This window comes from Clostridium sp. LIBA-8841 (assembly GCF_057782475.1).
Genome location: NZ_CM173488.1, coordinates 2,729,561 through 2,755,160 on the forward strand (window position 1 = coordinate 2,729,561; position 25,600 = coordinate 2,755,160).

Here is a 25,600-nt window from a genome sequence, read left to right on the forward strand (position 1 = left end):
ACTTCCCTCCCTTATTAAGTTTTAAGTCTTATCTTTATTGTATCCAATAAAGTAAATACCTATTAACTTATATAATAATAGGTATGCAAAAACGCAACTTTTTTCTAAGTTGCGTTACAAATAGAAAGAGCGGGCTTTTCTGTCCCACTCCTTTACCTCAAACTATTAGTAAAAAACTTCTACTTATATAGTAACATAGTATATTTTATATTACAAGAAATTTTTGAAATTAGCCAAATAGACTAAGTTGGTTACTTTCTTGCATTCCTTCTAAGCATCCATGGTTATCTAAAGTTTCTATTACAGTCTTTGAAACTTTAGATCTAAGCCTTAAATCTTCCTTTGAAATAAACTCACCATTTACTCTACATTCAACTATACTTTTTGCTGCATTATCTCCAACTCCTTGGAGAGCATTTAATGGTGGTCTTATTCCATCTTCTTCTATCTTAAACTTAGTTGCCTCTGATTTATATAAATCAACCTTTAAGAATTTTAATCCTCTCTTATACATTTCATAAGAAAGTTCTAAAATCGTTAAAAGTCCTTTTTCTTTTACAGATATGTTGTTTCCAAGCTTATTTAACTCCTCCATCTTAGCTTCTATAGCCTGCTCACCCTTACATATTAAATCAGCATCAAAATCATCTGCTCTAACAGTGAAATATGTTGTATAGTAAGCTTCTGGATAATAAACTTTATAATATGCTATTCTAACAGCCATCATGACATATGCAACAGCATGCCCCTTAGGGAACATGTATTTTATTCTTTTACAAGATTCTATATACCAATCCGGAACTTTTTTTTCTCTCATTATGGCTTCATCTTCTTCACTAAGACCTTTACCCTTTCTTACTTTCTCCATTATGGTGAAGGCTGTTTTTGGAGGTAAGTCCTTATACATAAGATAAACCATAATATCGTCTCTTGTTGCAATACAGTCCTTCAGAGTTGTATATCCTTCTTTTATAAAGTACTGTGCATTGTTAAGCCAAACGTCAGTACCATGTGAAAGTCCTGATATTCTCACAAGGTCTGCAAAACTCTTAGGTTGAGTATCAACAAGCATTTGTCTAACGAATTTAGTACCGAACTCAGGAAGTCCATAACTACCAACTTCACATCCTAATTCCTCTTTAGTTACCCCTAAAGCATCTGGTGAAGTAAATAAACTTATAACCTTAGGGTCATTTAAAGGTATTGTTTTAGGATCTAAGCCAGTTAAATCTTGAAGCATTCTAAGAACGGTAGGGTCGTCGTGTCCAAGTATATCAAGTTTAAGAAGTCTACCACTTATAGAGTGGTAATCAAAATGAGTAGTTATAATATCTGTGTTAACATCGTCTGCTGGATGCTGTATTGGACAGAAGTTATATATCTCGTTATCACTTGGAACAACCATGATTCCTCCTGGATGCTGTCCACTAGTTCTCTTTATTCCAGTACATCCAATAGTAAGCCTTTCTATTTCAGCTTGTGATACTACTAAATCTCTTTCTTGAAGATATTTTCTAACATATCCATAAGCAGTTTTCTCAGCCACTGTACCTATTGTTCCAGCTTTAAATACATATCCTTTTCCGAAAAGAACCTCTGTGTACTTATGTACAACCGCTTGGTATTCTCCAGAGAAGTTAAGGTCGATATCAGGCTCCTTATCCCCTTCAAAACCTAGGAATGTTTCAAATGGTATATCATGACCATCTTTAATATATTCAGTTCCGCATTCTGGACAATTCTTATCTGGCAAATCTGCTCCTGAACTTACGGATCCATCTAAGAAAAATTCAGACTTTTGACAATTAGGGCAAACATAATGAGGAGGTAATCCATTAACCTCTGTTATATCTGACATTGTTGCAACGAAGGATGAACCAACAGATCCTCTTGAACCAACTAGATATCCATCTTCTAATGACTTAGCCACAAGCTTTTGGGCTATAAGATAAAGAACGGCATATCCATTATTTATTATGGAATTTAATTCTTTATCTAATCTTTTTTGAACAACATCAGGAAGTTCCTTACCATAAATACTATGAACCTTATTCATAGTCATTTCTCTTATTTCTTCTTCAGCCCCTTCAATCTTTGGAGGGAATGTTTCATCTGGTATTGGTTTTACTGCCTCAACCATATCAGCTATCTTTTGAGTATTTTCTATTACAACTTCCTTACAAGCATCTTCTCCTAAATACTCAAATTCCTTCATCATTTCATTTGTTGTTCTGAAGTATAATGGTGGTTGATTGTCTGCATCTCCATACCCTTGACCAGCCATTATTATTCTTCTAAATACTTCATCATTAGGATCTAAGAAATGACAATCACATGTAGCAACTACTGGTTTATCCATTTCCTTTCCTAAATCATATATTTTTTTGTTTAATTCCTTAAGTTCTTCCTCATCCTTTACATTTCCTTTTCTTATAAGAAATTCATTATTTTGTATCGGCTGAATTTCTAAATAATCATAGAAAGAAGCAATTTCTTTTAATTCCTCATGAGTTTTCCCTTCTAAAACAGCCTTATATAATTGACCAGCCTCGCAAGCTGAACCAATAATTAATCCTTCTCTATATTCAGTTATTACACTCTTCGGAAGTCTTGGTCTTCTTGCAAAATAATCTAAATGAGCCATAGATACTAATTTATATAAATTCTTAATTCCAACTTGATCTTTAGCTAATATTATTATGTGATGAAGAGGAAGTTTTCTAACATCTATATTTGATAAATACTTTTCATTCAAAGACTTAACATCATGAATATCCATTTCTTCTTTCATCTTTTTAAATGAAACCTTTAAAATTTCTGCAGTAGCCTTGGCATCATCAACAGCTCTATGATGGTTTTCTAAGCTTATTCCTAAGTGCTTAGCAACAAGATTTAATTTAACCTTCTTTAAATCTGGATAAAGATATCTTGCCAAAGGAACAGTATCCATAACAGGATTTTTTAAAGTTTCCCCTAAATCAGCTAAATTTTTCTTTATAAAACCAACATCAAAGGCAGCATTATGAGCTACCATAATAGCATCTCCAACAAACTCCATAAACTTTGGTAAAACTTCATCTATAGTAGGTTTACCATCAACCATATTCTGAGTTATGCTTGTAAGTTCTGTAATTTTATATGGAATAATAACTTTTGGGTCTACAAAAGCACTAAATGAATCAATTATTTCTCCATCTTTTAATTTAACAGCTCCTATTTCTATTATTTTATCATTCTTGCTAGAAAATCCTGTTGTTTCTAAATCGAATACTACGTACTCATCATCAAAGCTTTCATCATGCCCATTAATAACTATAGGTGTTCCATTATCCGCTAAGTATCCTTCTACTCCATAAATAACCTTTATATTATTTTTCTTAGCTGCAATCTGAGCATCTGGGAAGGCCTGAACCACACCATGATCTGTTATAGCGACAGCCTTATGTCCAAACTTAGCCGCTCTTTCAACAATTTTACTAGCTGCTGTTACAGCATCCATAGAACTCATAGTTGTATGCATATGAAGCTCTACTCTTTTCTCCTCAGCCGTATCCATACGCTCTATCTTAGTAAGTTTGTTTATATCCCTAGCCATTATTACAACTTCTTTAGCATAAGGGTCCATAGTAGCTTCCCCTCTTACCTTGCAATAAAGTCCTTTTTTAACATTCTCTAATACATGTTCCTTATCTTTATCTCTCAAGAAACACTTAACAGCTATGGAACTTGTATAATCTGTTATAAAGAATGTAAGAATTATTCTACCTGTCTTAGTTTCAAATATATCAGTTTTAAACACATCTCCAGCAACAGTTACTATTCCAGAACCCATATCAATCTTACTTATTTCTATGGTATCACCCTGAATATTTCTTCCAAGAATAGTGTTTTCATTTTTAGGTTCATCCTTATATGATTTCTTCTCATATGAACCTTTGCTTCCTCCACCTGTTTTTGGTTTATTATCTACATTTTCCTTTTTAAGAGGTTTTTCTTGAGAAACTTGAGCCTTCATAGTTTCTATAACCTTTTTAGCTATTTCCTTATTTTCATTTATCTTTTCGTCATTGTAATTTTTATTAGCTAAAGATTCATCATATTTAAACTCTATAAAAGAATTAATTCCAAAAAATGATTTTATATATCCCTTTAATTCTTTATCTATGTTTTTCTTATTAACGAAGGTACATAAGAACTCTGAGCCATTTCTTATAATTAATTTCTCCTCTTCAATCATTATAGGAGAATTAAGTAAAATATTTTTTAAAATAGGATGTTTGTCTATAATTTTTTCACATACGTGATTCCAATGTTGATCTACTACCTGTTTTAAAGTTATATCAGAAATATCTATGTAATACATAAGTTCTATATTTATTTCAAATCCTATGGCCTTCTTTATGTATTGCTTTATTATTTTTTTCTGTTCCTCTGATAATTGTTCCTTACTCTTTATTATAGTTCTCAAAGTATTGCTCTTTTTCAATAACTGAAACTTAGTTATTTCAAACTCTAAGTCGCTCAGATTTTCATCTGATCTTATAGACCTGTTAATCTTTTTGACAAACTCATTACTCAAAATCTAAGCCTCCTTTGAATTAAATGTTATTTTATCTATATACGACATAAAGAAGGGATAAGAATCCCTCCTTTAAATTATATTGTTTCTATTATTTTTATAAGCTCTTCAACTAAGTCTTCTTCTTTTACCTTTTTAATTATTTCACCTTTTCTAAAGATAAGTCCTTCTCCCTTACCTCCAGCTATTCCAATATCTGCTTCTCTTGCCTCTCCAGGACCATTTACAACACATCCCATTACAGCAACCTTTATGTTCTTCTTACAAGAACTTAATCTTTCTTCTACTTCTTTAGCTATGTTTATTAAATCGATTTGAGTTCTTCCACATGTAGGGCATGATATAAACTCTATTCCTTCTTTTACATAACCAAAGTTTTTAAGAATTTCTTTACCTACTTTTATTTCTTCAACAGGGTCTCCTGTTAAAGAAACTCTTATTGTATCACCAATTCCTTCTGCAAGTAAAGTGCCTATTCCTATAGCAGATTTTATTGTTCCTCTCCAAGGTGTACCAGCCTCAGTAACCCCTAGGTGAAGAGGATAATTAGTTTTCTGTGATGCAATTCTATAGCTTTCAATCATAGTTTCAACATTAGATGATTTCATTGAAATTACTATATCATGAAAATCTAATTCTTCTAATATTTTAACATGTTCTAATGCACTTTCAACTAGGGCATCTGGGGTAGGCTTTCCGTATTTTGCTAAAAGCTCTTTTGATAATGACCCTGAGTTAACCCCTATTCTTATAGGAATATTCTTTTCCTTACAAGCTTTTACTACAGCTTCAACCTTTTCTCTTGATCCAATATTTCCTGGATTTATTCTTATTGCTGAAACTCCATTTTCTATTGCTTTTAAGGCTAATCTATAATCAAAATGAATATCTGCAACTAATGGTATATTTATTTTTGCCACTATATCTTTTATAGCACAAGCTGCATCCATATCTAAAACTGCACATCTAACAATATCACATCCAGCTTCTTCAAGATCCTTTATTTGTTTAACTGTAGCTTCTACATCTTTTGTATCTGTATTGGTCATAGATTGAATGGAAACTCTAAAGTCTCCTCCAACAAATATGTTTCCAACCTTAACCTTTCTAGTTTCTTTTCTATTCACTATTAATCCCTCCAAAGTTCTATAGTATCGGGAATATTATATCCTTTATAGTAACTAATACCATAAGTCCCATAAGGAGCATGAATCCGACGGTATTTACAGCATCAATATATTTAGCCGGTATTTCTTTTCTAGTTATCATTTGAATAAGCTCTATAAATATTCTTCCACCATCTAAAGCTGGGAATGGTAAAAGGTTAAATACAGCTAACTGAACACTTAAGAATGCCATAAACCATAAAAGATTACTTGCTCCTGCTTTTGCTGCTTGCCCTGACATCTTAATTATGGTAACAGGACCACCTACATCTGTTTTAAGGTTAGCTTCTCCTGTAACAATAGTTTTTAATGCAATAAATGCCTGAGATACAAGACTTCTTGTTTCATTAAAACCTTGCTTTATTCCTTGAAGCAAAGTAGGATTTTCAACAACACTATAGCCTATTCCAACTTGATACATTCCATGCTCATTTGCAACCGGCTGTACTGTTTTACTTAAGACTTCATCGCCTCTTTTTATTTCTAATTCAACTGGATTTCCCTTAGCTAAGGCTAATCCTACTCTAAAATCATCAGTTGTGTAAATTTTATGCCCATCTATCTTTAGGAATTTATCTCCCTGTTCAATTCCTATTTCCTGAGCTGGTGAATTAGGTACTACGCTTGCAACTTTATTTTCTGCAAAACCAGAACTCATAGCTAACCCAATAAATATTATAAGGGCTAATACATAATTCATAAAGGCCCCTGCACCCATAACAAGGATTCTTTGTAATGGTGTCTTAGCATTTAAGCTTCTTGAATCCTCACTATCATCCTCTTCACCAAGCATTTTAACAAATCCACCAAAAGGAAGGATTCTTAAGTTATATTCTGTTTCTCCAACTTTTACACCAAAAAGCTTTGGGCCCATACCAATAGCAAATTCCTCAACATAAATTCCATTTAATTTCGCTACAATAAAATGTCCAAGCTCATGAACTAAGATTAAAGCACTAAATGCTAATAAAGCAAAAATTATATACACCCTTTCCCCTCCTAATTATATTTTTCATATATATATTTTCTTACCTTTTTATCTAAATCTATTACATTATCAAGAGTAACCTCTTTGTTGTAATCAAACTTATTCATACATTCTTCTATTATTTCTGGTATTTGTAAATACGTTATTTTCTTATTTAAGAATAACTCAACGCAAACTTCATTTGCACCATTTAATATTGTTGGCATAAGTTTTCCCTTTTCTCCTGCTTCATAAGCTAATTTTAAGCATTTGAAAGTATCTAAATCTGGCTTCTCAAAAGTTAATTCTCTAATTTTGAATAAATCTAACTTTTCACTTATATTACCCTCTCTATTTGGATAATTTAAAGCATATTGAATTGGTAACTTCATATCTGGTACGCCTAATTGAGCTATAACTGCTCCATCAGTATATTGAACCATAGAATGAATTATTGATTGCGGATGAACTACAACCTCTATATCTTTATAAGGACAATCAAATAACCAATGAGCCTCTATAACTTCTAAACCTTTATTCATTAAAGTTGATGAATCTATTGATATCTTTTGTCCCATATTCCATTTTGGATGCTTAAGAGCTCTTTCTGGAGTTACTGATTTTAAATCTTCTATAGTAAATCCTCTAAAAGGTCCTCCAGAAGCTGTTAAAAGTATTTTGTCAATTTTGTTATGAGCATTTCCTTGTAATGATTGGAATATAGCACTATGCTCAGAATCTACTGGAAGTATTTTTACTCCATTTTCTTTAGCTTCTCTCATAACAAGCTCGCCTGCTACAACTAAAGTTTCCTTATTTGCTAAAGCAATATCTTTTCCTTTTCTTATGGCCTTAACTGTTGGTTTTAATCCAATCATACCAACTACAGAAGTAACAACAATGTCAATCTCATCTAAAGTAGCAACTTTGACTAAGCCTTCCATACCATAGATAACTTCACATTCTAATTCTTCCTTTTTCACTAAATCCACAAGTTTTTCATAAGATTCCTTATGATTTATCGCAACATATTTAGGTGAAAATTCTTTTATTATATCTAATGTTAAATCTATATTTCTATTAGCTGTTATTCCAACTAATTCAAAATCTTCTTTATGAAATCTTATTACATCTAAAGTTTGAGTTCCTATAGAACCGGTTACCCCTAGTATAGATATTCTCTTCATATTCTTTCCTCCTAAGTTCTTCCTTAAACATACTAGACTAAAATTCTCTACTTAGCCTATTATACTATTTTATATCATTATATCTCTAAATACAATAATATACATTTATTATGTATTCTTTTAACAAAGATTTATATATTCTCTGCTAATTTTAGTTTTTTATTCAAATTTCGTTCGCTTCAATATAGTGAATTCCCTTAGGTATTGATTTAAGTTATAACTTAACAAGCCTTCATACTTATACATAATAAATATATTATATTTATTTCTGAATATTCTACATTAGATTATTTTACTATAAATATTTCTTCATATATCACTAAATCACTTTTTTCCTTTTAATGTCCTCTTTATGATATTTTATTCAGTTGCAAAACCGCATTTTATTATATAAGAAGGAGTTTTTTTATCCTCATAGCTATAAGCATTTTTATACCCACATCTGACTATGTATTTGCTAAATACAATAAAAAGCATGGACTAACCATGCTTTTCAAACATTATTTTTTAAACCTATCCCCAGTATTCATATATATAACTCCACCTAATGTAACAAGAATGAAAATTACACTTACTGAGAAAACAAGTCCATCATATTCAATTTTCAAAATTTCAGTAATAGGTAAAATTAATTGAATTGCTCCTAAAATAAATAAAAACTTTCCCATAAACCTACTTAATTTTTTCTTATCTATCTTTTCTTTTTCTTCTTTACTTGCAGTATTATATCCTGCAATCAAAAAGTTAGCCTTTCCTGATCCTATTACTATGGCTAATCCCCATAAAAGTATTGAAGCTAAAAAATACATAATCATATTACCATTCCCAAATTCTTATTATTTCATATAGATTGCAGTTAATTTTATTTCCTTATTAAAGCCTAATGTAAATTGTGCTTTACCATTTTCATACTTAGCTATTACAGCCACAGCTACTCCTTCTTCAGTTTCCTTAAATAAAATCTTTTTTATCTCTTCATAATTACCTAATTTAGAAGATAAACCTGTATATGCCTCTTCTATCTGCTCTTTAGTTAATATCTTCTTTAACTCATCACTTCCCATATCAACTATATCTTCATATTTTCCCTCTACTAAATAATTCACCACCTCTTCTGACGCAGCTTTTAAATCCTCTTCATTATAATCTGAACTTAATTTTGGAGCTCCACATCCCCCAAATAAAACCCCACAAAAAACTACCATTAAAATAGACATTAATTTTTTCATTTTTAATACACTCCCTTATTTTTCTCAAATACTCTTTTATATTTAATAGTAACTATTAATCCTCCTAAAGCACAAATCCCTACCCATCCTTCAACTAAAAGTATATTTATTCCTAAACTTGATAGTAATACAACTATAAAATCTACAAGTCCATGAAGTATAATAGCTAAGAATAAATATCTTATCTTATTTTTATTAATTCCATATAAGACTATCATTGTTAATCCTATATGAATCATAATTGCAAATATACGTTCAAATCCACCTAGCAAAATATATGGTCCATTTGAATATAAAATATTTAAAACACTTTCATTCCCTTTAGAAATTACTATAAATAAATTTTGCAAACTAGCCATTCCTAATAAAAGCATAGCTTCTATCCCTCCATGACCAATTCCAAAAGCAATTCCATCTATCCACCTTCTATTATTCTTTAAAGCTATTTTAAACCCTAAGTATCTTCCTACCTCTTCAAATACCCCTGCTGTTAATCCAAGAAATATCATAACTATCACTGGATAAAACGTAGACATCTCCATATACCAATCCATCTTGCTTATTACATTGTTCAGAAGAGGTATTCTAAGAATCATTTGAGATATGAAAAATACTAACATCCCTATAAAATATGGCTTTACACATCTATTCTTTTTTCTTATAAAATAAACCAAAGCTCCTATTGGTATTCCAAAACTGATTATTATATTGATTAAAAGATATATAATTATACTTGCTGATTCCATATAACACACCCCTAATTATTAATTGGAATAATTATATTAACTTTAAACTCTCTATCATCAAAATCTATTCTCATGTTTCCCTCATACTTTTCTAAAGCTCTACTTACATTTTCTAATCCAAATCCACTATGATTCTTCTTAGTGCTCTTAAAAAAATTCTTATCTTTTTGAGGCTTATTCCTTAGCGAATTTATAATATTGATAATTATAAAGTTATTAAAAGAATCTATCTTTAATGTTATTTTCTTTTCCTTCTCTACTAAGCTTGTCTCATCAATAGCATTATCTAATAGATTTGCAAAAATAGTTGTTAAATCAATATCCTTAATAAATTCTAAATCTATCTCTCCAACCTTACAGATAAAATCAATGTTATATTTATTAGCTTTAATCATCTTATCGTTTATTATAAGATTTAAAGTTCTATGTTCTGCATATTGTTTTTGAGAGAACTTTTCTAAAAGTTTATACATATCATCAGTATATGTTTTTCCTTTATCACACTGCTCTGATTTATATAAATTTTCTATTGTCTGAAGGTGATTTTTAATATCATGAATTACTTTTCTAGAATTTTTATAGTTATTTTCTAAAGAAGAGTAATATTCATACTGAATTCTAGATTGTTCTTCATAAAGTATCAACTTACTTTTAAGCTCATTATTCTTTGATATTGACTCAAATATATTAGTAATGAATATGTTCAAAATAATTATGGATAATATATTCACCATAATCCAAAGCATATCACTAAGTCCTATATAAGTCTGAAGGTACATCATTAAAGTCATTATATATATAATACTAAATAGTGGCATGACTAAGAAATTAAAATACTGAACCTTTGTTATCTTTTTAATATTTTTATTTTTAAAGTATATTATAAATAATCTTGAAATTCCTAAGTAGGAAAACTGAATAACCAGTGATAATGTACTAATATAAATTATTGGACTATAAAAATAAATTGCAAAACGAGCACAAGCAAGGTTAAATAATAAACTAACAACACTTTGAGTTATTAGCAAGGCTACTACATAAATTGAATAATAAATTATAGCTATCTTTTCTCTATTGTATAAAAAATACCCTATCGATACTGTTCCTAAAAAAGTTACTCCTAAAGTAATCAATCCATCGGCTAAAATTATATTTACGCCAAACAAACTAACAGTAAATATAATATATGCTATTACATATACGTACTTTGGATAAAACTTATTTCTTTTAAATCTACCTAAAAAATCAAATATTATAAAAGTAGAAAAAAATCCTAATAAAAGATTTATTAAACTAGCTAAAATCTCAATTGAACTATTCACCATATCTCCCACCTTAAAGTAAAATGCAGCTTTCTAAAAATATATTTAATTTATCTCTAAAGTAAGTAGCCTTCTTTTGAGATAAAGGAATACTACTTCCATCCATCATGAAAATATCATATCCTTTTATAGATTTAACATATAGCAAGTTCACAACAAAACTCTTATGAGGCATAAGAAAATTATACTTTTCCATCATTTCTGCAATATTAGTTATTTTCTCTCTTATCACATATACCTTTTCTTTTGAATGAATATAAACCTTTCTATCCAAATATTCAAAGTAATATATATCCTTTAGCTCTAATTGTAATACTCCTTCTGTAGTAACAAACTTTATGCTTTCTTCACCTTTCTCTTCTTTTAAATAAGAAACTACCTCCCTTAATTGCTTATGTATCTCTAATTCATCTACTGGCTTATTTAAATATCCAAATGCATGCACTTGAAAAGCTAAATTTGTATAATCAGTATAACTTGTTATATATATTATTTTTACTGATTTATCATATTCTCTTATTCTTTTAGCTGTTTCAATCCCATCCATATTAGGCATGTCAATATCTAAAAATATTAAATCAAACTTATTCTTCTCTTTTATAAGTTCTTCTCCACTACAATAAGTAGTTATTTCATATCTAATTTCTTCAAAACTTTCTATATAACTTTTAGTTTTTTCGATAATAGATTTATCATCATCACATATCCCAATTCTTATCATAGATCTCTCCATCGGTGTAATTTCTAAATTTTGTATCCTAGATTATTTAAATTATATATCCATGAAAATACTATTACAATACGAAGTGCATAAGGTATAGTTTTTTTTACATAAAATACAGATTTTATTAATAAGTATAAATTTTTGCATAAAAAAAATGCTTTAGAAAAATCTAAAGCATTAAATTTTTAATACAAGTGTTAAATAGAAGAATACTATTGTTCCAGCAAATAATATACTGTCAAATCTATCAAGTATTCCACCATGTCCTGGTATTAAGTTACTGTAGTCTTTTATTCCTGCATATCTCTTTATTGATGAAGCAACTAAATCACCAAATTGACAGAATACTCCACATAATATACCTATTATGAAATAATGATATATTGGTATTAAAGAGAAACTATTTGATATTAATATACCAAAAATTCCACAAGCTAGTGTACTTCCTATTATACCTCCTATAGATCCTTCTATAGTTTTCTTAGGACTAACCTTTGGACATAATTTGTGTTTTCCTAAAAATCTTCCTGAATAGTATGCTGCAGTATCACAAAGCCATGATGATAGGAATATTAACCAAACTAGGTATTGTCCACCATTTTTGCTGTTTACTAAATATATGAAGCTAAAGAAAACGCCAACATATATAAAACCTAAAATTGTTACTGCTACATCAATAAAAGTATATTCAATGTCTAGTATTGGAACACATAGTAAAATAAAAGTTCCTATTATAATTAAAAATGATAACACTTCAAAATTATTTGAAGTTAAGTAGTATAATATTAAAAGAATATATCCTGCTATAGATATAGGCTTCATTTTTGCTACTTTAACAGTCTTATAATATTCATATAACCCTGCTAGAGATAAAGCAATTGTAAAACACTTAAGCCAAATACCGCCTAAAAATATAAAGGCAATAAACGGCGCCATAATAAGTGCACCTAAATATCTGCTATTGGATTTCACTAAAATCACCTCAATATTTATTTAATTCCACCAAATCTTCTATCCCTATTTTGGTAATCAAAAATAGCTTTTCTTAAATCTTCTCCATTAAAGTCTGGCCAGTTAATTTGAGAATACCAAAACTCTGAATAAGCACATTGCCATAATAAAAAATTACTAAGTCTTTGTTCTCCACTTGGTCTTATTATAAGATCTGGATCTGGTATCCCTTTAGTATAAAGATAATCATTAAACATAGTTTCATTTACATCCTCTATGCTTATTTTGCCCGCTTGAACATCTTCTATTACAGATTTCATACCTCTAATTATTTCATTTCTTCCACCGTAATTTAAAGCTAGAGTTAAAACTACTCCATTATTATTTGCAGTTTTTTCAATAGCACCTAATATAGCCTTTTTAGGCTCTTCAGGAAACTTGGACAAATCTCCAATAGTTTTAACCTTCACTCCATTTTTATGTAGTTCTTCAATTTCATTTTTTATAAATTCAACAACTAATTTCATAAGAGCATTAACTTCTTCTTCTGGTCTTTTCCAATTTTCAGTGGAGAAAGCATATAAAGTTAAGTATTTAACTCCTAACTTATCACATTCTTTTACAATAGTTTTTATAGTTTTGACACCAGCTCTATGTCCCATAGTTCTTGGAAGCCCTCTTTTTTTTGCCCATCTTCCATTACCGTCCATTATTATGGCAATATGTTTTGGCATTTTATCTTCTATTAGAACTATTTCTTCTGAATCATCATTTCCTTTTTTACTAAAAAAATCTAACATAGAAGGTTCCTCCTTATAATACCAATTACAAAATAATAAAAACCTGCTAAAGAAGCAGGTTTTTAAAATTAAATTGACATAATTTCTTTTTCTTTAGCTGCTACTATATTATCTATTTCTTTAACGAATTTATCTGTTACTTTTTGAACGTCATCTTCGCCCTTTTTCATTTCATCTTCAGTAAGAGTTCCCTCTTTCTTTAAGTTCTTGATCTTATCATTTGCATCTTTTCTTATAGATCTTATAGCAACTTTAGCTTGTTCTCCAGCCTTTTTAACATTTTTAACTAAGTTTTTTCTTGTTTCTTCAGTTAATTCTGGAACTAAAAGTCTTATTATTGCACCATCATTATTAGGGTTTATTCCTAAGTCAGATTTTAATATAGCCTTTTCTATTTCTTTAAGCATTGGCTTTTCCCATGGTGTTACAACTAATAATCTTGGTTCTGGTGATGAAACGTTAGCCACTTGATTTAAAGGGCACATGCTTCCATAGTACTCAACTTGTATTCTATCTAACATAGTTGGGTTAGCTCTTCCTGCTTTCATTGTAGCTAACTCTGAATTTAAAGCACTTATAGTTTTATTCATTTTCTCTTCTAAATTTTTTAGAACATCTTTAATCATAAAAATCCTCCTTATTTCTTACTTACTATTGTTCCTATTTTCTCACCTAAAATAGCCCTTTTAATGTTTTCTGGCTGGTCTAAAGCGAAAACTAAGATAGGAATGTCATTGTCCATACAAAGTGATGTTGCTGTTGAATCCATTACCTGTAATCCTTGCTCAAGTACTTCTATATATGATAACTCATCATATTTTTTTGCATCATCGTATTTATGTGGATCTTTATCATAAACTCCGTCAACTTTCTTAGCTAATAATATTATATCAGCTTCAATTTCAGCTGCTCTTAAAGCTGCAGCTGTATCAGTTGAAAAATAAGGGTTTCCTGTTCCTGCTCCAAATATTACTACTCTGCCTTTTTCTAAGTGTCTCATAGCTCTTCTTCTGATGTATGGCTCTGCTATTTCTTTCATTTCTATAGCAGTTTGTACTCTAGTGTCAACACCTAAAGACTCTAATGAATCTTGAAGTGCTAATGCATTTATTGAAGTAGCTAGCATTCCCATATAGTCAGCAGTAGTTCTATCCATACCTTCTCCACTTCTACCTCTCCATATGTTTCCGCCACCTACAACAGCACCAACTTCTACGCCCATATCAACAAGCTCTTTTACAGCCTTCGCTATATTCATTGCTATGTTGAAATCTATTCCAAAGCCATTTTCTCCTGCTAAAGCTTCGCCTGATAACTTAAGCATAACTCTTTTGTATTTACAAGTTCCCATCTCAAACCTCCAAAACGCTGAAATTCTCTATTTTTGTTAATTTTTATGTCTATACTCTAAAAAAAAGAGAACACATTGTGTTCTCTTATGTTATTATTTTCCGCCCATTTTAGCTACTTCTTCAGCGAAGTTTTCTTCTTTCTTTTCGATACCTTCTCCTCTTTCGAATCTTACGAATTTGTTGATAGTTATCGGAGAACCTACTTCTTTAGATTTTTCTTGTAATAACTTAGATATTGACTTGTCGCCATCTTTTACCCAAGCTTGCTCTAAAAGACATACTTCTTTGCAGTACTTCTTAACTCTTCCCATTACCATCTTATCAACGATGTGCTCTGGTTTACCTTCGTTTAATGCTTGAGCTCTGTATATTTCTTTTTCTTTTTCTAAAGCTTCTTGATCAACATCAGCTTCTGATAAGAATAGTGGGTTAGCAGCAGCTATTTGCATACAAACATCTTTAGCAACTTCTGCTAATACAGGTGATGAAGCTTCGCATCCTAACTCAGCCATAACACCTATTCTTCCACCACCGTGGATGTAGCTTTGAATTAATCCGTTTTCAACAGCGAATCTTTCAAATCTTCTTACGCTCATGTTTTCACCGATTTTAGCTATTAACTCAGTTAAAACTTCTTGAACAGTTTTGTCTCCGTCTAACTTTTCTGCTAATAACTCTTCTACAGTTGTAACGTTTGAGTTAGCAACTAACTCTGCTACTCTTCCAGCGAATCCAATGAACTCTTCGTTTAAAGCAACGAAATCAGTTTCACAGTTGATTTCAACTATTGAACCTTTCTTCATGTCTTCTGATACATAAGTTTTAACGATACCTTCAGCGGCTACTCTTCCAGCTTTCTTAGCTGCAGCTGCTAATCCTTTTTCTCTTAAAACTTCAACTGCTTTTTCCATATCTCCATTTGTTTCAGTTAGCGCTTTTTTACAATCCATCATTCCTGCGCCAGTTTTTTCTCTTAACTCTTTAACTGCTTTAGCTGTTATCATTGAAATTCCTCCTGACTATTTAATTAAAAGGTAAATGAAGCAGAGAGCTTCATCTACCTTTTCAGTATTTATGTTAATATTACTCTGCTAATTGCTCGCCTTGTCTTCCTTCGATTACAGCGTCTGCCATTTTACCAGCTATTAATTTAACTGCTCTTATAGCATCGTCGTTTCCTGGAATTACGTAGTCAACTTCTTCTGGATCACAGTTAGTATCAACTATAGCTACTACTGGGATTCCTAATATTTTAGCTTCTGCTATTGCATTCTTTTCTTTTCTTGGGTCAACAACGAACATAGCTCCAACATTTGAAGCATCTAATTCTCTGATTCCACCTAAGTTTCTTTGTAATTTTTCTCTTTCAAGTTTTAACTTGATTACTTCTTTCTTAGGTAAAACGTCGAATGTTCCGTCTTCTTCCATTTCATTTAATTTGTTTAATCTGTTTATTCTTGTTTTTATAGTTGAGAAGTTAGTTAACATTCCTCCTAACCATCTGTGGTTAACGAAGTACATGTTTGATCTTTCAGCTTCTTCTTTAACAGCTTCTTGAGCTTGTTTCTTAGTTCCAACGAATATTACGTCTTTACCTGATTCTGATACTTCTCTTATAAAGTTGTAAGCTTCTTCAGCTTTCTTTACAGTTTTTTGTAAATCGATTATGTATATACCGTTTCTTTCTGTAAAGATGTAAGGAGCCATTTTAGGGTTCCATCTTCTTGTTTGATGTCCGAAATGAACACCAGCTTCTAATAATTGTTTCATTGAAATTACTGACATTATTGTTTCCTCCTCGATTGGTTATTTCCTCCACTATCTTCTTTACTATAAGCACTACCTAAAGTAGCACCGGCTTATAGATTCGATAATGTGTGTATTTTGTTACCTTTGATAGTATAACATAGGGTTATAAAAGTATCAATAAGATTTTTCAAAGTTTTTTATAAAATAAGAATTAATTGCCATCAGACTTTTAACCTAATTCAATTTTCCCTCAAATCGTCTATTAATATACTTAAAATAAACTATATATACTATAAATATAATAAAATTTCATTTATTCTTCTTAAATCACTTATGAAACTTTTAAACTAATATTAACATGTTAAATTTAATAGTTGTCTTTTTTAATTTATTATTTTATTAAAGTTTAATTATCTAAACAAAAAATAAGGAGATGCTTTACACATCTCCTTCTATTTCTATTTTATCTTCTTAAGTTCATCCATTAACTTTTCATTTAATATTTTTATGTGAGTACCTTTCATACCAAGACTTCTTGATTCTATAACTCCAGCACTCTCAAATTTTCTTAATGCATTTACTATAACCGATCTAGTTATTCCAACTTTATCAGCAATCTTAGAAGCTACTAATAATCCTTCGTCTCCATTTAACTCACTAAAAATATGTTCTACAGCTTCTAGCTCAGAATAAGATAAGGTTCCTATAGCTAACTGAACCACTGCTTTTTTACGTGCTTCTTCTTCTATTTCTCCTTGTCTAGCTCTTAAAAGCTCCATTCCAACTATTGTAGCACTATATTCTGCTAAAACTAAGTCATCCTCATTAAACTCTTCACCAAATCTAGCTAATAATAAAGTTCCTAATCTCTCTCCATTACCCACTATAGGAACAATAGTTGATATTTTCTTAGAGATTAAACATTCTCCTACCCCTTCAAAAACACAAATACCTTTATTAGATATGTTAGCAATTGTATCTTGAATGTTTATTAATTTATTATTGTAGTCTTCTGGGAACTTTCTATCAACAACAACTTTTTCTTTCATTATGTCACATTCAAATTTTTCTGAGAAAGAATAACCTAATATTCTTCCTTTTTTCCCTACTAAATACACATTACATAACATAACATCGCTTAATAATTCGCATATATCTCCAAAAGCTATAGCTTCAGTACCTGATTTTTGTAAAATCTTATTTAATCTTCTAGTTTTACTAAGTAGTGTCGACATTATATCCTCCTCGCACTATTTTACAAAAGATGTAAATTTCAGAATTTTTAAAATATTCTAATAATAAACCTATTATTTAAATATTAACATAGTACATACTTCATTTCAACCAGTATTCGTGGTAAAGATAATGCCTAAAAACTACTTTTCTGAGTTATTTTCATCGTTGTTTTTTTCAATTATTTTCTCATGTTTACATTCTTTATTGCTACACTGTAGATATTCACCTTTGCTCTTTGAATATCTCTTAACCATATATGAACCGCATTCTGAACATTTTTCATTTGTTGGTTCGTACCAGCTTACAAAATTACATTCTGGATAGTTACTACATCCATAGAATCTATTTCCTTTTTTACTTCTCTTAACTAAGATCTTTCCTCCACATAATGGACAGTTTGCATCAACCTCTTCAACTATAGGTTTTGTATTTTGACATTCTGGATATCCAGGACAAGCTAAAAAGTCTCCGAATCTTCCATGTTTTATAACCATAAGTCTTCCACACTTATCACAAGGAACATCACTTACTTTGTCTTCTATTATAACCTTAGATATTTCTTTTTCAGCCTTATCTATATCTTCTTTTAATGGCGTAAAGAATTCATCAACTATATGAGTCCAACTTTCTTTTCCTGCTTCAACATTATCAAGCTTAACTTCCATTTCTGCTGTAAAATCAGTATCTACTATTTGTTTAAAATAATTTGAAAGTATATCATTTACTATGAATCCTAATTCTGTTGGAATAAGAATCTTTTTTTCTCTCTCTACATACTTTCTACTTATTAATGTAGATATTGTTGGAACATAAGTACTTGGTCTTCCTATGCCTTTTTCTTCTAGAAGCTTAACAAAGGCTGCCTCTGAATATCTAGCTGGCGGTTGAGTGAAATGTTGCTTTCCTTCAACTGATTCCTCTTTTAAAACTTCATTTTCTTCTAATTCAGGTAAAAGAACTGATTCTTCCTCTTCTCCAGAAATATATTCATATACTTTCATAAAGCCATCAAATTTTATTGTAGAACCACTTGCTCTTAAAGTGTAATCTCCATTTTTTATTTCTAAGCTATTAGTATTTAATATGCATGTAGCCATTTGGCTTGCAATGAATCTCTTCCATATTAAAGCATATAATTTATATTGATCATTACTTAAATTTGCTTTAGCAACTTCTGGTGTTATTTCAACATATGTAGGTCTTATTGCCTCATGGGCATCTTGTATATTCTTCTTTCCTTTATATACTCTTGGCTCACTTGGAACATACTCTTTTCCATATGTCTCGTTTATAAAGTTAAGTGCTTTTTCTTGAGCCTCATTTGAGATTCTAACAGAGTCAGTTCTCATGTAAGTTATTAAACCTACAGTTCCGAACTTCTTAACTTCTACCCCTTCATAAAGTTGTTGGGCAACAGACATTGTTTTCTTTGTCATAAAATTAAGCTTTTTACTAGCTTCCTGTTGAAGTGTACTTGTAGTAAATGGTGCTAAAGGATTTTTATTTTTAGTTCCTTTTTTTATCTTACTTACTACATATTCATTTTCTTTTAATTCATCTATTATTTGGTCTGCTTGATCTTTATTTTTTATTTCTAATTTTTTCTTATTTTTAGTTGTTAACTTAACAGGGAAAGATTTTTTTCCTTTTTTAAGTTTAACATCAACAGTCCAATATTCTTCTGGATTGAACTTTTTTATTTCTTCTTCTCTATCACATATAAGTTTTAATGCTGCTGATTGAACTCTTCCAGCACTTAATCCCCATTTTACATTTCTCCATAAAAGTGGACTTATTTCATATCCAACCAATCTATCTAGTACTCTTCTTGCTTGTTGAGCATCTACTAAATTAGAATTTATTTTTCTTGGATGCTTTATTGAGTTTTTTACAGCATCCTTTGTTATTTCGTTAAATTCTATTCTGCAATTTTCACTTTCATCTATCTTAAGTACATTAGCTAAATGCCAAGATATTGCTTCACCCTCTCTATCGGGGTCAGTTGCAAGATATATCTTATCACTTTTTTTAGCTAACTTTCTAAGTTTACTTAGAAGTTCACCTTTTCCTCTTATTGTTATATATTTTGGATTATAATCATTTTCTATATCAACGCCTAATTGGCTTTTTGGCAAATCTCTCACATGTCCCATTGATGCTTCGACTACATAGTTTTTACCTAAGTATTTTTCTATTGTTTTAGCCTTAGCTGGTGACTCAACAATTACTAATTTTTGACCCATCGTAAACTCTGAATTAACTTCAGAGTGTTCACCCCCTCAAACTATCATATTATTTTTGTATAATAATCTCCTGGTATAACTTCTATTTTATTTTCAAATTGCAATTCACATAATAACTCATATATTATAGATGTGTCAATATTTGTTACTCTTATAATATCATCTATATGTAGAATATTATTATCTAATATGCTTAAAAGCAACTGGTTAATCTCCGAATTTTCTTCCTTTTTACCAACTTTATTACATTTTCCTTCTTTTTTTATCTTAAAAGGAATAGAATTCAACAAATCGCCTACATTAGTGAATATACCTGCACCATCTTTTATAAGATTATTGCATCCTTTACTCTGAAGTGAAAATACATCTCCAGGTACTGCAAAAACATCTTTTCCTTGATTTATAGCGTAATTTGCAGTTATTAAAGAACCACTTTTCTCTCCAGCTTGAACAACTATAACAGCATCAGACAAACCACTTATTATTCTATTTCTTCTAGGAAAGTTATATTTAAGAGGTGGTGTATCAGGGAAAAATTCGCTAACTATACATCCATTTTTAATTATTTTCTTATACAATTCTCTGTTATAAACAGGATAATCTAAATTTATTCCACAACCAAAGACAGCAACATTGTAGAAATTTCCATCAACACATTTTTTATGCGCCTCAGTATCTACTCCAAAGGCTCCTCCACTTACTATACCAACACCTACCCTCCCTAAACTAGCACTTATAAGTTGGGTGCATCTTTTTCCATATTGATCACACTTTCTTGAACCAACAATGGCTACATTAGTATTTTCAGCCTTTTCTAAGTCTCCTTTATAAAAAAGAATATATGGAGCTTCATCTATGTTTTTTAATCTCTCAGGATATTCTTTATCTAAGTATGTTACTATTTTATAGTCTTTCTTATTTATATCATTAATTATCCTACTATTCAAATCAACATTAATGTCATTTTTAAATTTACCAGCGCATTTAATTCCAGTTTTCTCTATATCTTTTCTATGTATGTATATATTTTCTTCATTTCCTAATTGATTTAAGAGTTCTATCTTTATATTGTTTGAAATATTCAAGTTTCCAAACCATATTTTATAATTCAAATCAATCTCTTTCATCTATATAACCTCACCCTCTAAATTCTTTCTATAATTAAGAGCTTCATATATATTAGCTTTACTAATATCTTCATTTGCATTAATATCTGCTATGGTTCTAGAAATTTTTATAATTCTATCTAAGGCTCTACCACTTAAAGAAAACCTTGTATATATATTATTTAAAACTTCATGACACTCTTCATTTAACTTTATAAGACTTTGTATATGACTATGTTTCATCTGAGAATTATAGCTTATATCATACTCTCTAAATCTAAGTTCTTGCTTTTCCCTCGCATTCTTAATCTTATTTCTTATTTCCTCAATACCTTCTTTTTCATTCTTTGAATTAAGTTCTTCGTATGAAGCATACCTAACAGAAGTAAAAATATCAATTCTATCTAACATCGCCTTAGAAAGTCTATTTCTATATTTAATCCTTTCATACTCACTGCAAGTACAAATACGTCCCTCATACCCACTTAAATAATTTCCACAAGGACATGGATTAAAAGCACCTATTAACATAACTTCTGCTGGGTAAGTTACGCTTCCTATATTTCTTGATATAGTTATTTCTCCATTTTCCATAGGTTCTCTTAAACATTCTAAAGTTCTTCTATCAAACTCTAGAAGTTCATCTAAAAATAAAATTCCATTATGAGCTAAGGTAACCTCTCCTACTCTTAAATCCCTTCCACCTCCAATAAGTGATACTCTAGTGGCTGTATGATGTGGACTTCTAAAAGGTCTCTCAATTTTTCCTTCTTTATTATTTAAAAGTCCTGAAACACTATATATTCTTGTTGTTTCTAACATTTCTTTTTCATTTAATTCAGGCAATATAGATTTAACTCCCTTAGCTAACATGGTTTTACCTGATCCTGGTGGTCCTTGAAGAATTACATTATGATTCCCTGAAGCAGCAATTGTTAATGCTCTTTTAGCACTTTCTTGTCCACAGATTTCATTAAATAAATTATCTTCTCTTTCAAAAAAGTTCTTTCTATTTTTTTCATAAGGCATAACATCTTCATAAGTTAAAAATCCAACTACCTCTTTTAAGTGAGAAAACCCATATAAGCTAATATTATTTACATAAGAACACTCACTTAAATTTTCTATTGGCATAATAAATTTATCATTATTATTCTCAACTGCTGATATTACAGAACACAATGCCCCTTTAATACCTCTTATGTGGCCATCTAATGATAACTCCCCTAAATAAACTGTATTTTCTACAAACTTTTTATCAACTTGCCCACTTTCCATTAATATTGCTAAGGCTATAGGCAAATCAAATCCAGTTCCTACCTTTCTCAAGTTACCTGGGGCTAAATTAACAGTTATTCGTCCTAGTGGAAATTCATATCCACTATTTACAATAGCTGCTCTCACCCTCTCCTTCGCTTCTCTAACAGAAGTATCAGCTAATCCTACTAAGGTAAAACTAGGCAACCCCTTACTTATATCTACTTCTATATTAACAATTACTCCTTCTATTCCCACTAAAGTTGAACTTATTAAACTAACAGACATATAACCCACCTTCTTAAAAAGATTTTCAAGAATCATACTGTCCATAAAAAAACTTTTTAAACATTAAACCTATTAAGTGATTAAATTAATGTTTCATTGTTAAAAATTTAGATGAGGTGATTCAATGAAAAAATATAACAAATCAATAGGTTCGTATGGCGAAGAAATCAGTGTGGATTTTTTGAAAAAAGATGGTTATTCAATTTTAGAAAAAAATTTTAATTGTTCCTCTGGGGAAATTGATATAATAGCTCTTAGAAATGAAATTTTATCTTTTATAGAAGTAAAAAGCAGGTTTACTAAGTCTTTTGGAAATCCAAAAGAATCAGTAACCTGCCATAAACAACGTAGAATAATAGCTGCTTCAAAATATTATCTGCACCTAAAAAAACTCTACAATTATTATATTAGATTTGATGTTATTGAAATTAATTTTAATTTTGATGGTTCTGAATATGAATTAAACTTTTTAAAGGATGCCTTTAGATTATAACTCTAAAATATTTTTTAAAAAGCTCATTCTATGTATATCAGTAGGACCATATTCCTTTAAGGCATCTACATGAGTTTTAGTTCCATACCCAACATTTTTCTCAAAATCATATTGTGGATATTTTTTATGATATTCCTTCATAATATTATCTCTATAAACTTTTGCAATTATTGAAGCACAAGCTATACAAGCACTCTTTGTATCACCTTTTATAACATGCTTATTCTCACCATTAAAGTTCTTTATTAAATATCCATCAGAAAGAACTAAATCCGGTTTTATACTTAGTCCTTCACAGGCCTTTATAAATACTTCATTATTGCAATATCCTATACCTTTTTCATCTATTTCATTACTATCACACATAGAAATAGAATAGCTTAATGCTTTTTCTTTTATGATTTCACTTAACTCTTCCCTTTTATGTTCTGATAATTTCTTAGAGTCATTTATGTAGAGAATTATATCATCTAAATCGTTAGAATCTAATATTACTGCTGCTGAAACTATAGGCCCTGCTAAAGGTCCTCTTCCAACCTCATCTACTCCAGCTACATGAGTATAATCTCCAAAACTCTTATCAAAAAGATACATGTTTTTAACCCTATCTTCTTCTTTAATAAGATTATTTAAGTTTTTCTCTAGTCTGGTACCTAAAGATGATACATTCTTTCTTTTATCCTCTTTTAATAAATCAGCAAGTTCTTTTATTTGAGCTTTATTGTCTTTATTTACTTCTAACTCTTTTACTAAATCACTTACCACTTTAAAAGAGTATGAATTTAAATTTTCTTTCATATCTTTTATTAAATTATCCATAATAAACCCTGCTTCCTATTCTGGTTTTTCTAAAGATATTTTCCCTATTTTTCCGCCTCTAAATTCATCTAAGATTATTCCTGCAATTCTATTGTAGTCTATTTGATTGCCTGACATTATAGCTCCTCTTTTTCTAGCTATAGAATCTAAGTTATCTAATGGATTTTCTTGAAGCTCCGTAAGCTTATATCTAGTCATTAAAGCTTCTGGATTTGTCTCTTGAAGTCTTTCAACTAGTTTAAGTGCTAATTCTTCAGTATCCATTATTTCGTCCTTTATAGCCCCAGTGAAAGCTAAGTTTAACCCAACAATTTCATCTTCAAATTTAGGCCATAAAACTCCTGGTGTATCCATAAGTTCTATTCCTAACTTAGTTTTTATCCATTGTTTATTCTTAGTAACACCTGGTCTATCTCCAGTTTTAGCTATATTGTTTTTAGCCATTTTATTTATGAATGTTGATTTACCTACATTAGGAATTCCAACAACCATAACTCTAGTAGTTATTTTAACTAATCCCTTAGCTCTTAATCTATCATGTTTTTCTTTTAATAATTTTAAAAGAGCAGGTTTTATAGCATTTAATCCTTCCCCTTTTAAAGCGTTTACTTCTAAAACAACCGTTTCATTGTTAGTTAAGCTTTCCTTCCAAGCCTTAGTAACTTTAGGATCTGTTAAATCACTCTTATTAAGAAGTATTACTCTAGGCTTTCCAGCACATAATGTATCTATATCTGGGTTTTTAGAAGACTTAGGTATTCTAGCATCTCTAATCTCTATAACAGCATCTACAAGCTTTAAATTGTTCTGTATTTCTCTCTTCGTTTTGACCATATGGCCAGGGAACCAGTTTATTGCCATAATAAATCACCCTTCCATTTTTTATTTTAGGTTATATCTAATATATTATCTTAAACAAATTAAATCAATATTGTTTAATGTAAAATTCTAATATTTTTATACAAACAAAAAATGGGACTATTCACTAGTCCCAGTTTATGTTTAAATTATCTAGTTAACTCTTTAACTTTAGCAGCTTTACCTACTCTGTCTCTTAAGTAGAATAATTTAGCTCTTCTTACTTTACCTCTTCTTACAACATCAATCTTATCGATGATTGGAGCATTCATTGGGAAAGTTCTTTCAACACCTACACCGTAAGCAACTCTTCTTACTGTGAAAGTTTCTCTTAATCCACCGTTTTGTTTCTTTATAACAGTACCTTCGAATACTTGGATTCTTTCTCTGTTACCTTCTTTAATTCTAACGTGAACTTTTATAGTGTCACCTATGTTGAATTGAGTTAAATCTTCTCTGATTTGTTCTTTTTCTATAGCTCTTATGATTTCGTTCATTGTGCATTCCTCCTTAATATCTAAAAATTTT

Annotated in this window: 23 protein-coding genes; 1 reads left to right on the forward strand and 22 read right to left on the reverse strand. The window is 30.1% G+C overall.

The genetic code is table 11. The features are described from left to right. Positions 1 to 229: 229 nt before the first annotated feature. The 19 genes from AC2A4K_RS11830 to AC2A4K_RS11920 all read right to left on the reverse strand — a co-directional run bounded on the left by AC2A4K_RS11830 (position 230) and on the right by AC2A4K_RS11920 (position 22,902). The gene (locus AC2A4K_RS11830; protein WP_322502695.1) at positions 230 to 4,579 is read right to left on the reverse strand and encodes a PolC-type DNA polymerase III; all 4,350 of its coding nucleotides are present in this window, start codon (positions 4,577 to 4,579) and stop codon (positions 230 to 232) included. Between the two features lie 77 nt (positions 4,580 to 4,656). Then, positions 4,657 to 5,706, reverse strand: a complete 1,050-nt coding sequence (gene ispG / locus AC2A4K_RS11835; RefSeq protein ID WP_322502696.1) for a flavodoxin-dependent (E)-4-hydroxy-3-methylbut-2-enyl-diphosphate synthase — start codon at positions 5,704 to 5,706, stop codon at positions 4,657 to 4,659. A gap of 19 nt (positions 5,707 to 5,725) precedes the next feature. Continuing rightward, a complete protein-coding gene (gene rseP, locus AC2A4K_RS11840; RefSeq protein ID WP_322502697.1) occupies positions 5,726 to 6,733 on the reverse strand; it encodes an RIP metalloprotease RseP in 1,008 nt (335 codons plus the stop codon). 11 nt (positions 6,734 to 6,744) lie between these two features. Continuing rightward, positions 6,745 to 7,899 carry a 1-deoxy-D-xylulose-5-phosphate reductoisomerase gene (gene dxr, locus AC2A4K_RS11845; protein ID WP_322502698.1) on the reverse strand — a complete coding sequence of 385 codons (1,155 nt, stop codon included), beginning with the start codon at positions 7,897 to 7,899 and terminating at the stop codon, positions 6,745 to 6,747. 500 nt (positions 7,900 to 8,399) lie between these two features. After that, positions 8,400 to 8,714: a DUF3784 domain-containing protein gene (locus AC2A4K_RS11850; RefSeq protein WP_322502699.1), complete on the reverse strand. Its 315-nt coding sequence runs from the start codon at positions 8,712 to 8,714 to the stop codon at positions 8,400 to 8,402. 21 nt (positions 8,715 to 8,735) lie between these two features. Further along, positions 8,736 to 9,128, reverse strand: a complete 393-nt coding sequence (locus AC2A4K_RS11855) for a DUF3887 domain-containing protein (protein WP_322502700.1) — start codon at positions 9,126 to 9,128, stop codon at positions 8,736 to 8,738. A 2-nt stretch (positions 9,129 to 9,130) separates the two neighbouring features. Further along, the gene (locus tag AC2A4K_RS11860; RefSeq protein WP_322502701.1) at positions 9,131 to 9,874 is read right to left on the reverse strand and encodes a YhfC family intramembrane metalloprotease; all 744 of its coding nucleotides are present in this window, start codon (positions 9,872 to 9,874) and stop codon (positions 9,131 to 9,133) included. 11 nt (positions 9,875 to 9,885) lie between these two features. Then, positions 9,886 to 11,199 (reverse strand): sensor histidine kinase, encoded by a 1,314-nt coding sequence (locus AC2A4K_RS11865; RefSeq protein ID WP_322502702.1) that lies wholly within the window; start codon positions 11,197 to 11,199, stop codon positions 9,886 to 9,888. Positions 11,200 to 11,209: 10 nt separating this feature from the next. Beyond that, positions 11,210 to 11,917, reverse strand: coding sequence for a LytR/AlgR family response regulator transcription factor (locus tag AC2A4K_RS11870; protein WP_322502703.1), 708 nt, complete (start codon positions 11,915 to 11,917; stop codon positions 11,210 to 11,212). Positions 11,918 to 12,097: 180 nt separating this feature from the next. Beyond that, a complete protein-coding gene (locus tag AC2A4K_RS11875; RefSeq protein ID WP_322502704.1) occupies positions 12,098 to 12,892 on the reverse strand; it encodes a phosphatidate cytidylyltransferase in 795 nt (264 codons plus the stop codon). Positions 12,893 to 12,909: 17 nt separating this feature from the next. Further along, entirely contained in the window at positions 12,910 to 13,671 is a 762-nt protein-coding gene (gene uppS / locus AC2A4K_RS11880) for an undecaprenyl pyrophosphate synthase (protein WP_322502705.1), read from the reverse strand. Positions 13,672 to 13,739: 68 nt separating this feature from the next. Further along, the gene (gene frr / locus AC2A4K_RS11885; protein ID WP_322502706.1) at positions 13,740 to 14,297 is read right to left on the reverse strand and encodes a ribosome recycling factor; all 558 of its coding nucleotides are present in this window, start codon (positions 14,295 to 14,297) and stop codon (positions 13,740 to 13,742) included. Positions 14,298 to 14,308: 11 nt separating this feature from the next. Then, positions 14,309 to 15,022, reverse strand: a complete 714-nt coding sequence (gene pyrH / locus AC2A4K_RS11890) for a UMP kinase (protein ID WP_322502707.1) — start codon at positions 15,020 to 15,022, stop codon at positions 14,309 to 14,311. 93 nt (positions 15,023 to 15,115) lie between these two features. Beyond that, positions 15,116 to 16,027, reverse strand: a complete 912-nt coding sequence (tsf, locus tag AC2A4K_RS11895) for a translation elongation factor Ts (RefSeq protein WP_322502708.1) — start codon at positions 16,025 to 16,027, stop codon at positions 15,116 to 15,118. Positions 16,028 to 16,106: 79 nt separating this feature from the next. Beyond that, the gene (gene rpsB / locus AC2A4K_RS11900; protein WP_322502709.1) at positions 16,107 to 16,808 is read right to left on the reverse strand and encodes a 30S ribosomal protein S2; all 702 of its coding nucleotides are present in this window, start codon (positions 16,806 to 16,808) and stop codon (positions 16,107 to 16,109) included. A 422-nt stretch (positions 16,809 to 17,230) separates the two neighbouring features. Next, the gene (codY, locus tag AC2A4K_RS11905) at positions 17,231 to 18,007 is read right to left on the reverse strand and encodes a GTP-sensing pleiotropic transcriptional regulator CodY (RefSeq protein WP_322502710.1); all 777 of its coding nucleotides are present in this window, start codon (positions 18,005 to 18,007) and stop codon (positions 17,231 to 17,233) included. Positions 18,008 to 18,148: 141 nt separating this feature from the next. Then, positions 18,149 to 20,251 (reverse strand): type I DNA topoisomerase, encoded by a 2,103-nt coding sequence (topA, locus tag AC2A4K_RS11910; RefSeq protein ID WP_322502711.1) that lies wholly within the window; start codon positions 20,249 to 20,251, stop codon positions 18,149 to 18,151. A gap of 44 nt (positions 20,252 to 20,295) precedes the next feature. Further along, the gene (gene dprA, locus AC2A4K_RS11915) at positions 20,296 to 21,378 is read right to left on the reverse strand and encodes a DNA-processing protein DprA (RefSeq protein ID WP_322502712.1); all 1,083 of its coding nucleotides are present in this window, start codon (positions 21,376 to 21,378) and stop codon (positions 20,296 to 20,298) included. Then, a complete protein-coding gene (locus tag AC2A4K_RS11920; RefSeq protein ID WP_322502713.1) occupies positions 21,379 to 22,902 on the reverse strand; it encodes a YifB family Mg chelatase-like AAA ATPase in 1,524 nt (507 codons plus the stop codon). It abuts the gene before it with no gap. 124 nt (positions 22,903 to 23,026) lie between these two features. Here AC2A4K_RS11920 and AC2A4K_RS11925 point away from each other — a divergent pair, with 124 nt between their 5' ends. Further along, on the forward strand, positions 23,027 to 23,395 hold the full coding sequence (locus tag AC2A4K_RS11925) for a YraN family protein (RefSeq protein WP_322502714.1): 369 nt from the start codon (positions 23,027 to 23,029) through the stop codon (positions 23,393 to 23,395). On the opposite strand, the gene rnhB is transcribed toward AC2A4K_RS11925, so the two are convergent. The 3 genes from rnhB to rplS all read right to left on the reverse strand — a co-directional run bounded on the left by rnhB (position 23,390) and on the right by rplS (position 25,569). Beyond that, positions 23,390 to 24,214 (reverse strand): ribonuclease HII, encoded by an 825-nt coding sequence (gene rnhB, locus AC2A4K_RS11930; protein ID WP_322502715.1) that lies wholly within the window; start codon positions 24,212 to 24,214, stop codon positions 23,390 to 23,392. The two genes, AC2A4K_RS11925 and rnhB, sit on opposite strands and share 6 nt — an antisense overlap. 15 nt (positions 24,215 to 24,229) lie before the next feature. Continuing rightward, positions 24,230 to 25,075, reverse strand: coding sequence for a ribosome biogenesis GTPase YlqF (ylqF, locus tag AC2A4K_RS11935; protein ID WP_322502716.1), 846 nt, complete (start codon positions 25,073 to 25,075; stop codon positions 24,230 to 24,232). A 146-nt stretch (positions 25,076 to 25,221) separates the two neighbouring features. Further along, on the reverse strand, positions 25,222 to 25,569 hold the full coding sequence (gene rplS, locus AC2A4K_RS11940) for a 50S ribosomal protein L19 (RefSeq protein ID WP_322502717.1): 348 nt from the start codon (positions 25,567 to 25,569) through the stop codon (positions 25,222 to 25,224). Between the last annotated feature and the right edge of the window lie 31 nt (positions 25,570 to 25,600).

Coding starts and splice junctions, on each gene's coding strand:
- topA (WP_322502711.1), bottom strand. CDS start 20,251: ATGGGTCAAAAATTAGTAATTGTTGAGTCACCAGCTAAGGCTAAAACA.
- rplS (WP_322502717.1), bottom strand. CDS start 25,569: ATGAACGAAATCATAAGAGCTATAGAAAAAGAACAAATCAGAGAAGAT.
- AC2A4K_RS11920 (WP_322502713.1), bottom strand. CDS start 22,902: ATGTCTGTTAGTTTAATAAGTTCAACTTTAGTGGGAATAGAAGGAGTA.
- rnhB (WP_322502715.1), bottom strand. CDS start 24,214: ATGGATAATTTAATAAAAGATATGAAAGAAAATTTAAATTCATACTCT.
- pyrH (WP_322502707.1), bottom strand. CDS start 15,022: ATGGGAACTTGTAAATACAAAAGAGTTATGCTTAAGTTATCAGGCGAA.
- dprA (WP_322502712.1), bottom strand. CDS start 21,378: ATGAAAGAGATTGATTTGAATTATAAAATATGGTTTGGAAACTTGAAT.
- ylqF (WP_322502716.1), bottom strand. CDS start 25,075: ATGGCAATAAACTGGTTCCCTGGCCATATGGTCAAAACGAAGAGAGAA.
- frr (WP_322502706.1), bottom strand. CDS start 14,297: ATGATTAAAGATGTTCTAAAAAATTTAGAAGAGAAAATGAATAAAACT.
- uppS (WP_322502705.1), bottom strand. CDS start 13,671: ATGTTAGATTTTTTTAGTAAAAAAGGAAATGATGATTCAGAAGAAATA.
- rpsB (WP_322502709.1), bottom strand. CDS start 16,808: ATGTCAGTAATTTCAATGAAACAATTATTAGAAGCTGGTGTTCATTTC.
- AC2A4K_RS11850 (WP_322502699.1), bottom strand. CDS start 8,714: ATGATTATGTATTTTTTAGCTTCAATACTTTTATGGGGATTAGCCATA.
- codY (WP_322502710.1), bottom strand. CDS start 18,007: ATGTCGACACTACTTAGTAAAACTAGAAGATTAAATAAGATTTTACAA.
- AC2A4K_RS11865 (WP_322502702.1), bottom strand. CDS start 11,199: ATGGTGAATAGTTCAATTGAGATTTTAGCTAGTTTAATAAATCTTTTA.
- AC2A4K_RS11870 (WP_322502703.1), bottom strand. CDS start 11,917: ATGATAAGAATTGGGATATGTGATGATGATAAATCTATTATCGAAAAA.
- AC2A4K_RS11860 (WP_322502701.1), bottom strand. CDS start 9,874: ATGGAATCAGCAAGTATAATTATATATCTTTTAATCAATATAATAATC.
- dxr (WP_322502698.1), bottom strand. CDS start 7,899: ATGAAGAGAATATCTATACTAGGGGTAACCGGTTCTATAGGAACTCAA.
- AC2A4K_RS11925 (WP_322502714.1), top strand. CDS start 23,027: ATGAAAAAATATAACAAATCAATAGGTTCGTATGGCGAAGAAATCAGT.
- AC2A4K_RS11855 (WP_322502700.1), bottom strand. CDS start 9,128: ATGAAAAAATTAATGTCTATTTTAATGGTAGTTTTTTGTGGGGTTTTA.
- tsf (WP_322502708.1), bottom strand. CDS start 16,027: ATGATAACAGCTAAAGCAGTTAAAGAGTTAAGAGAAAAAACTGGCGCA.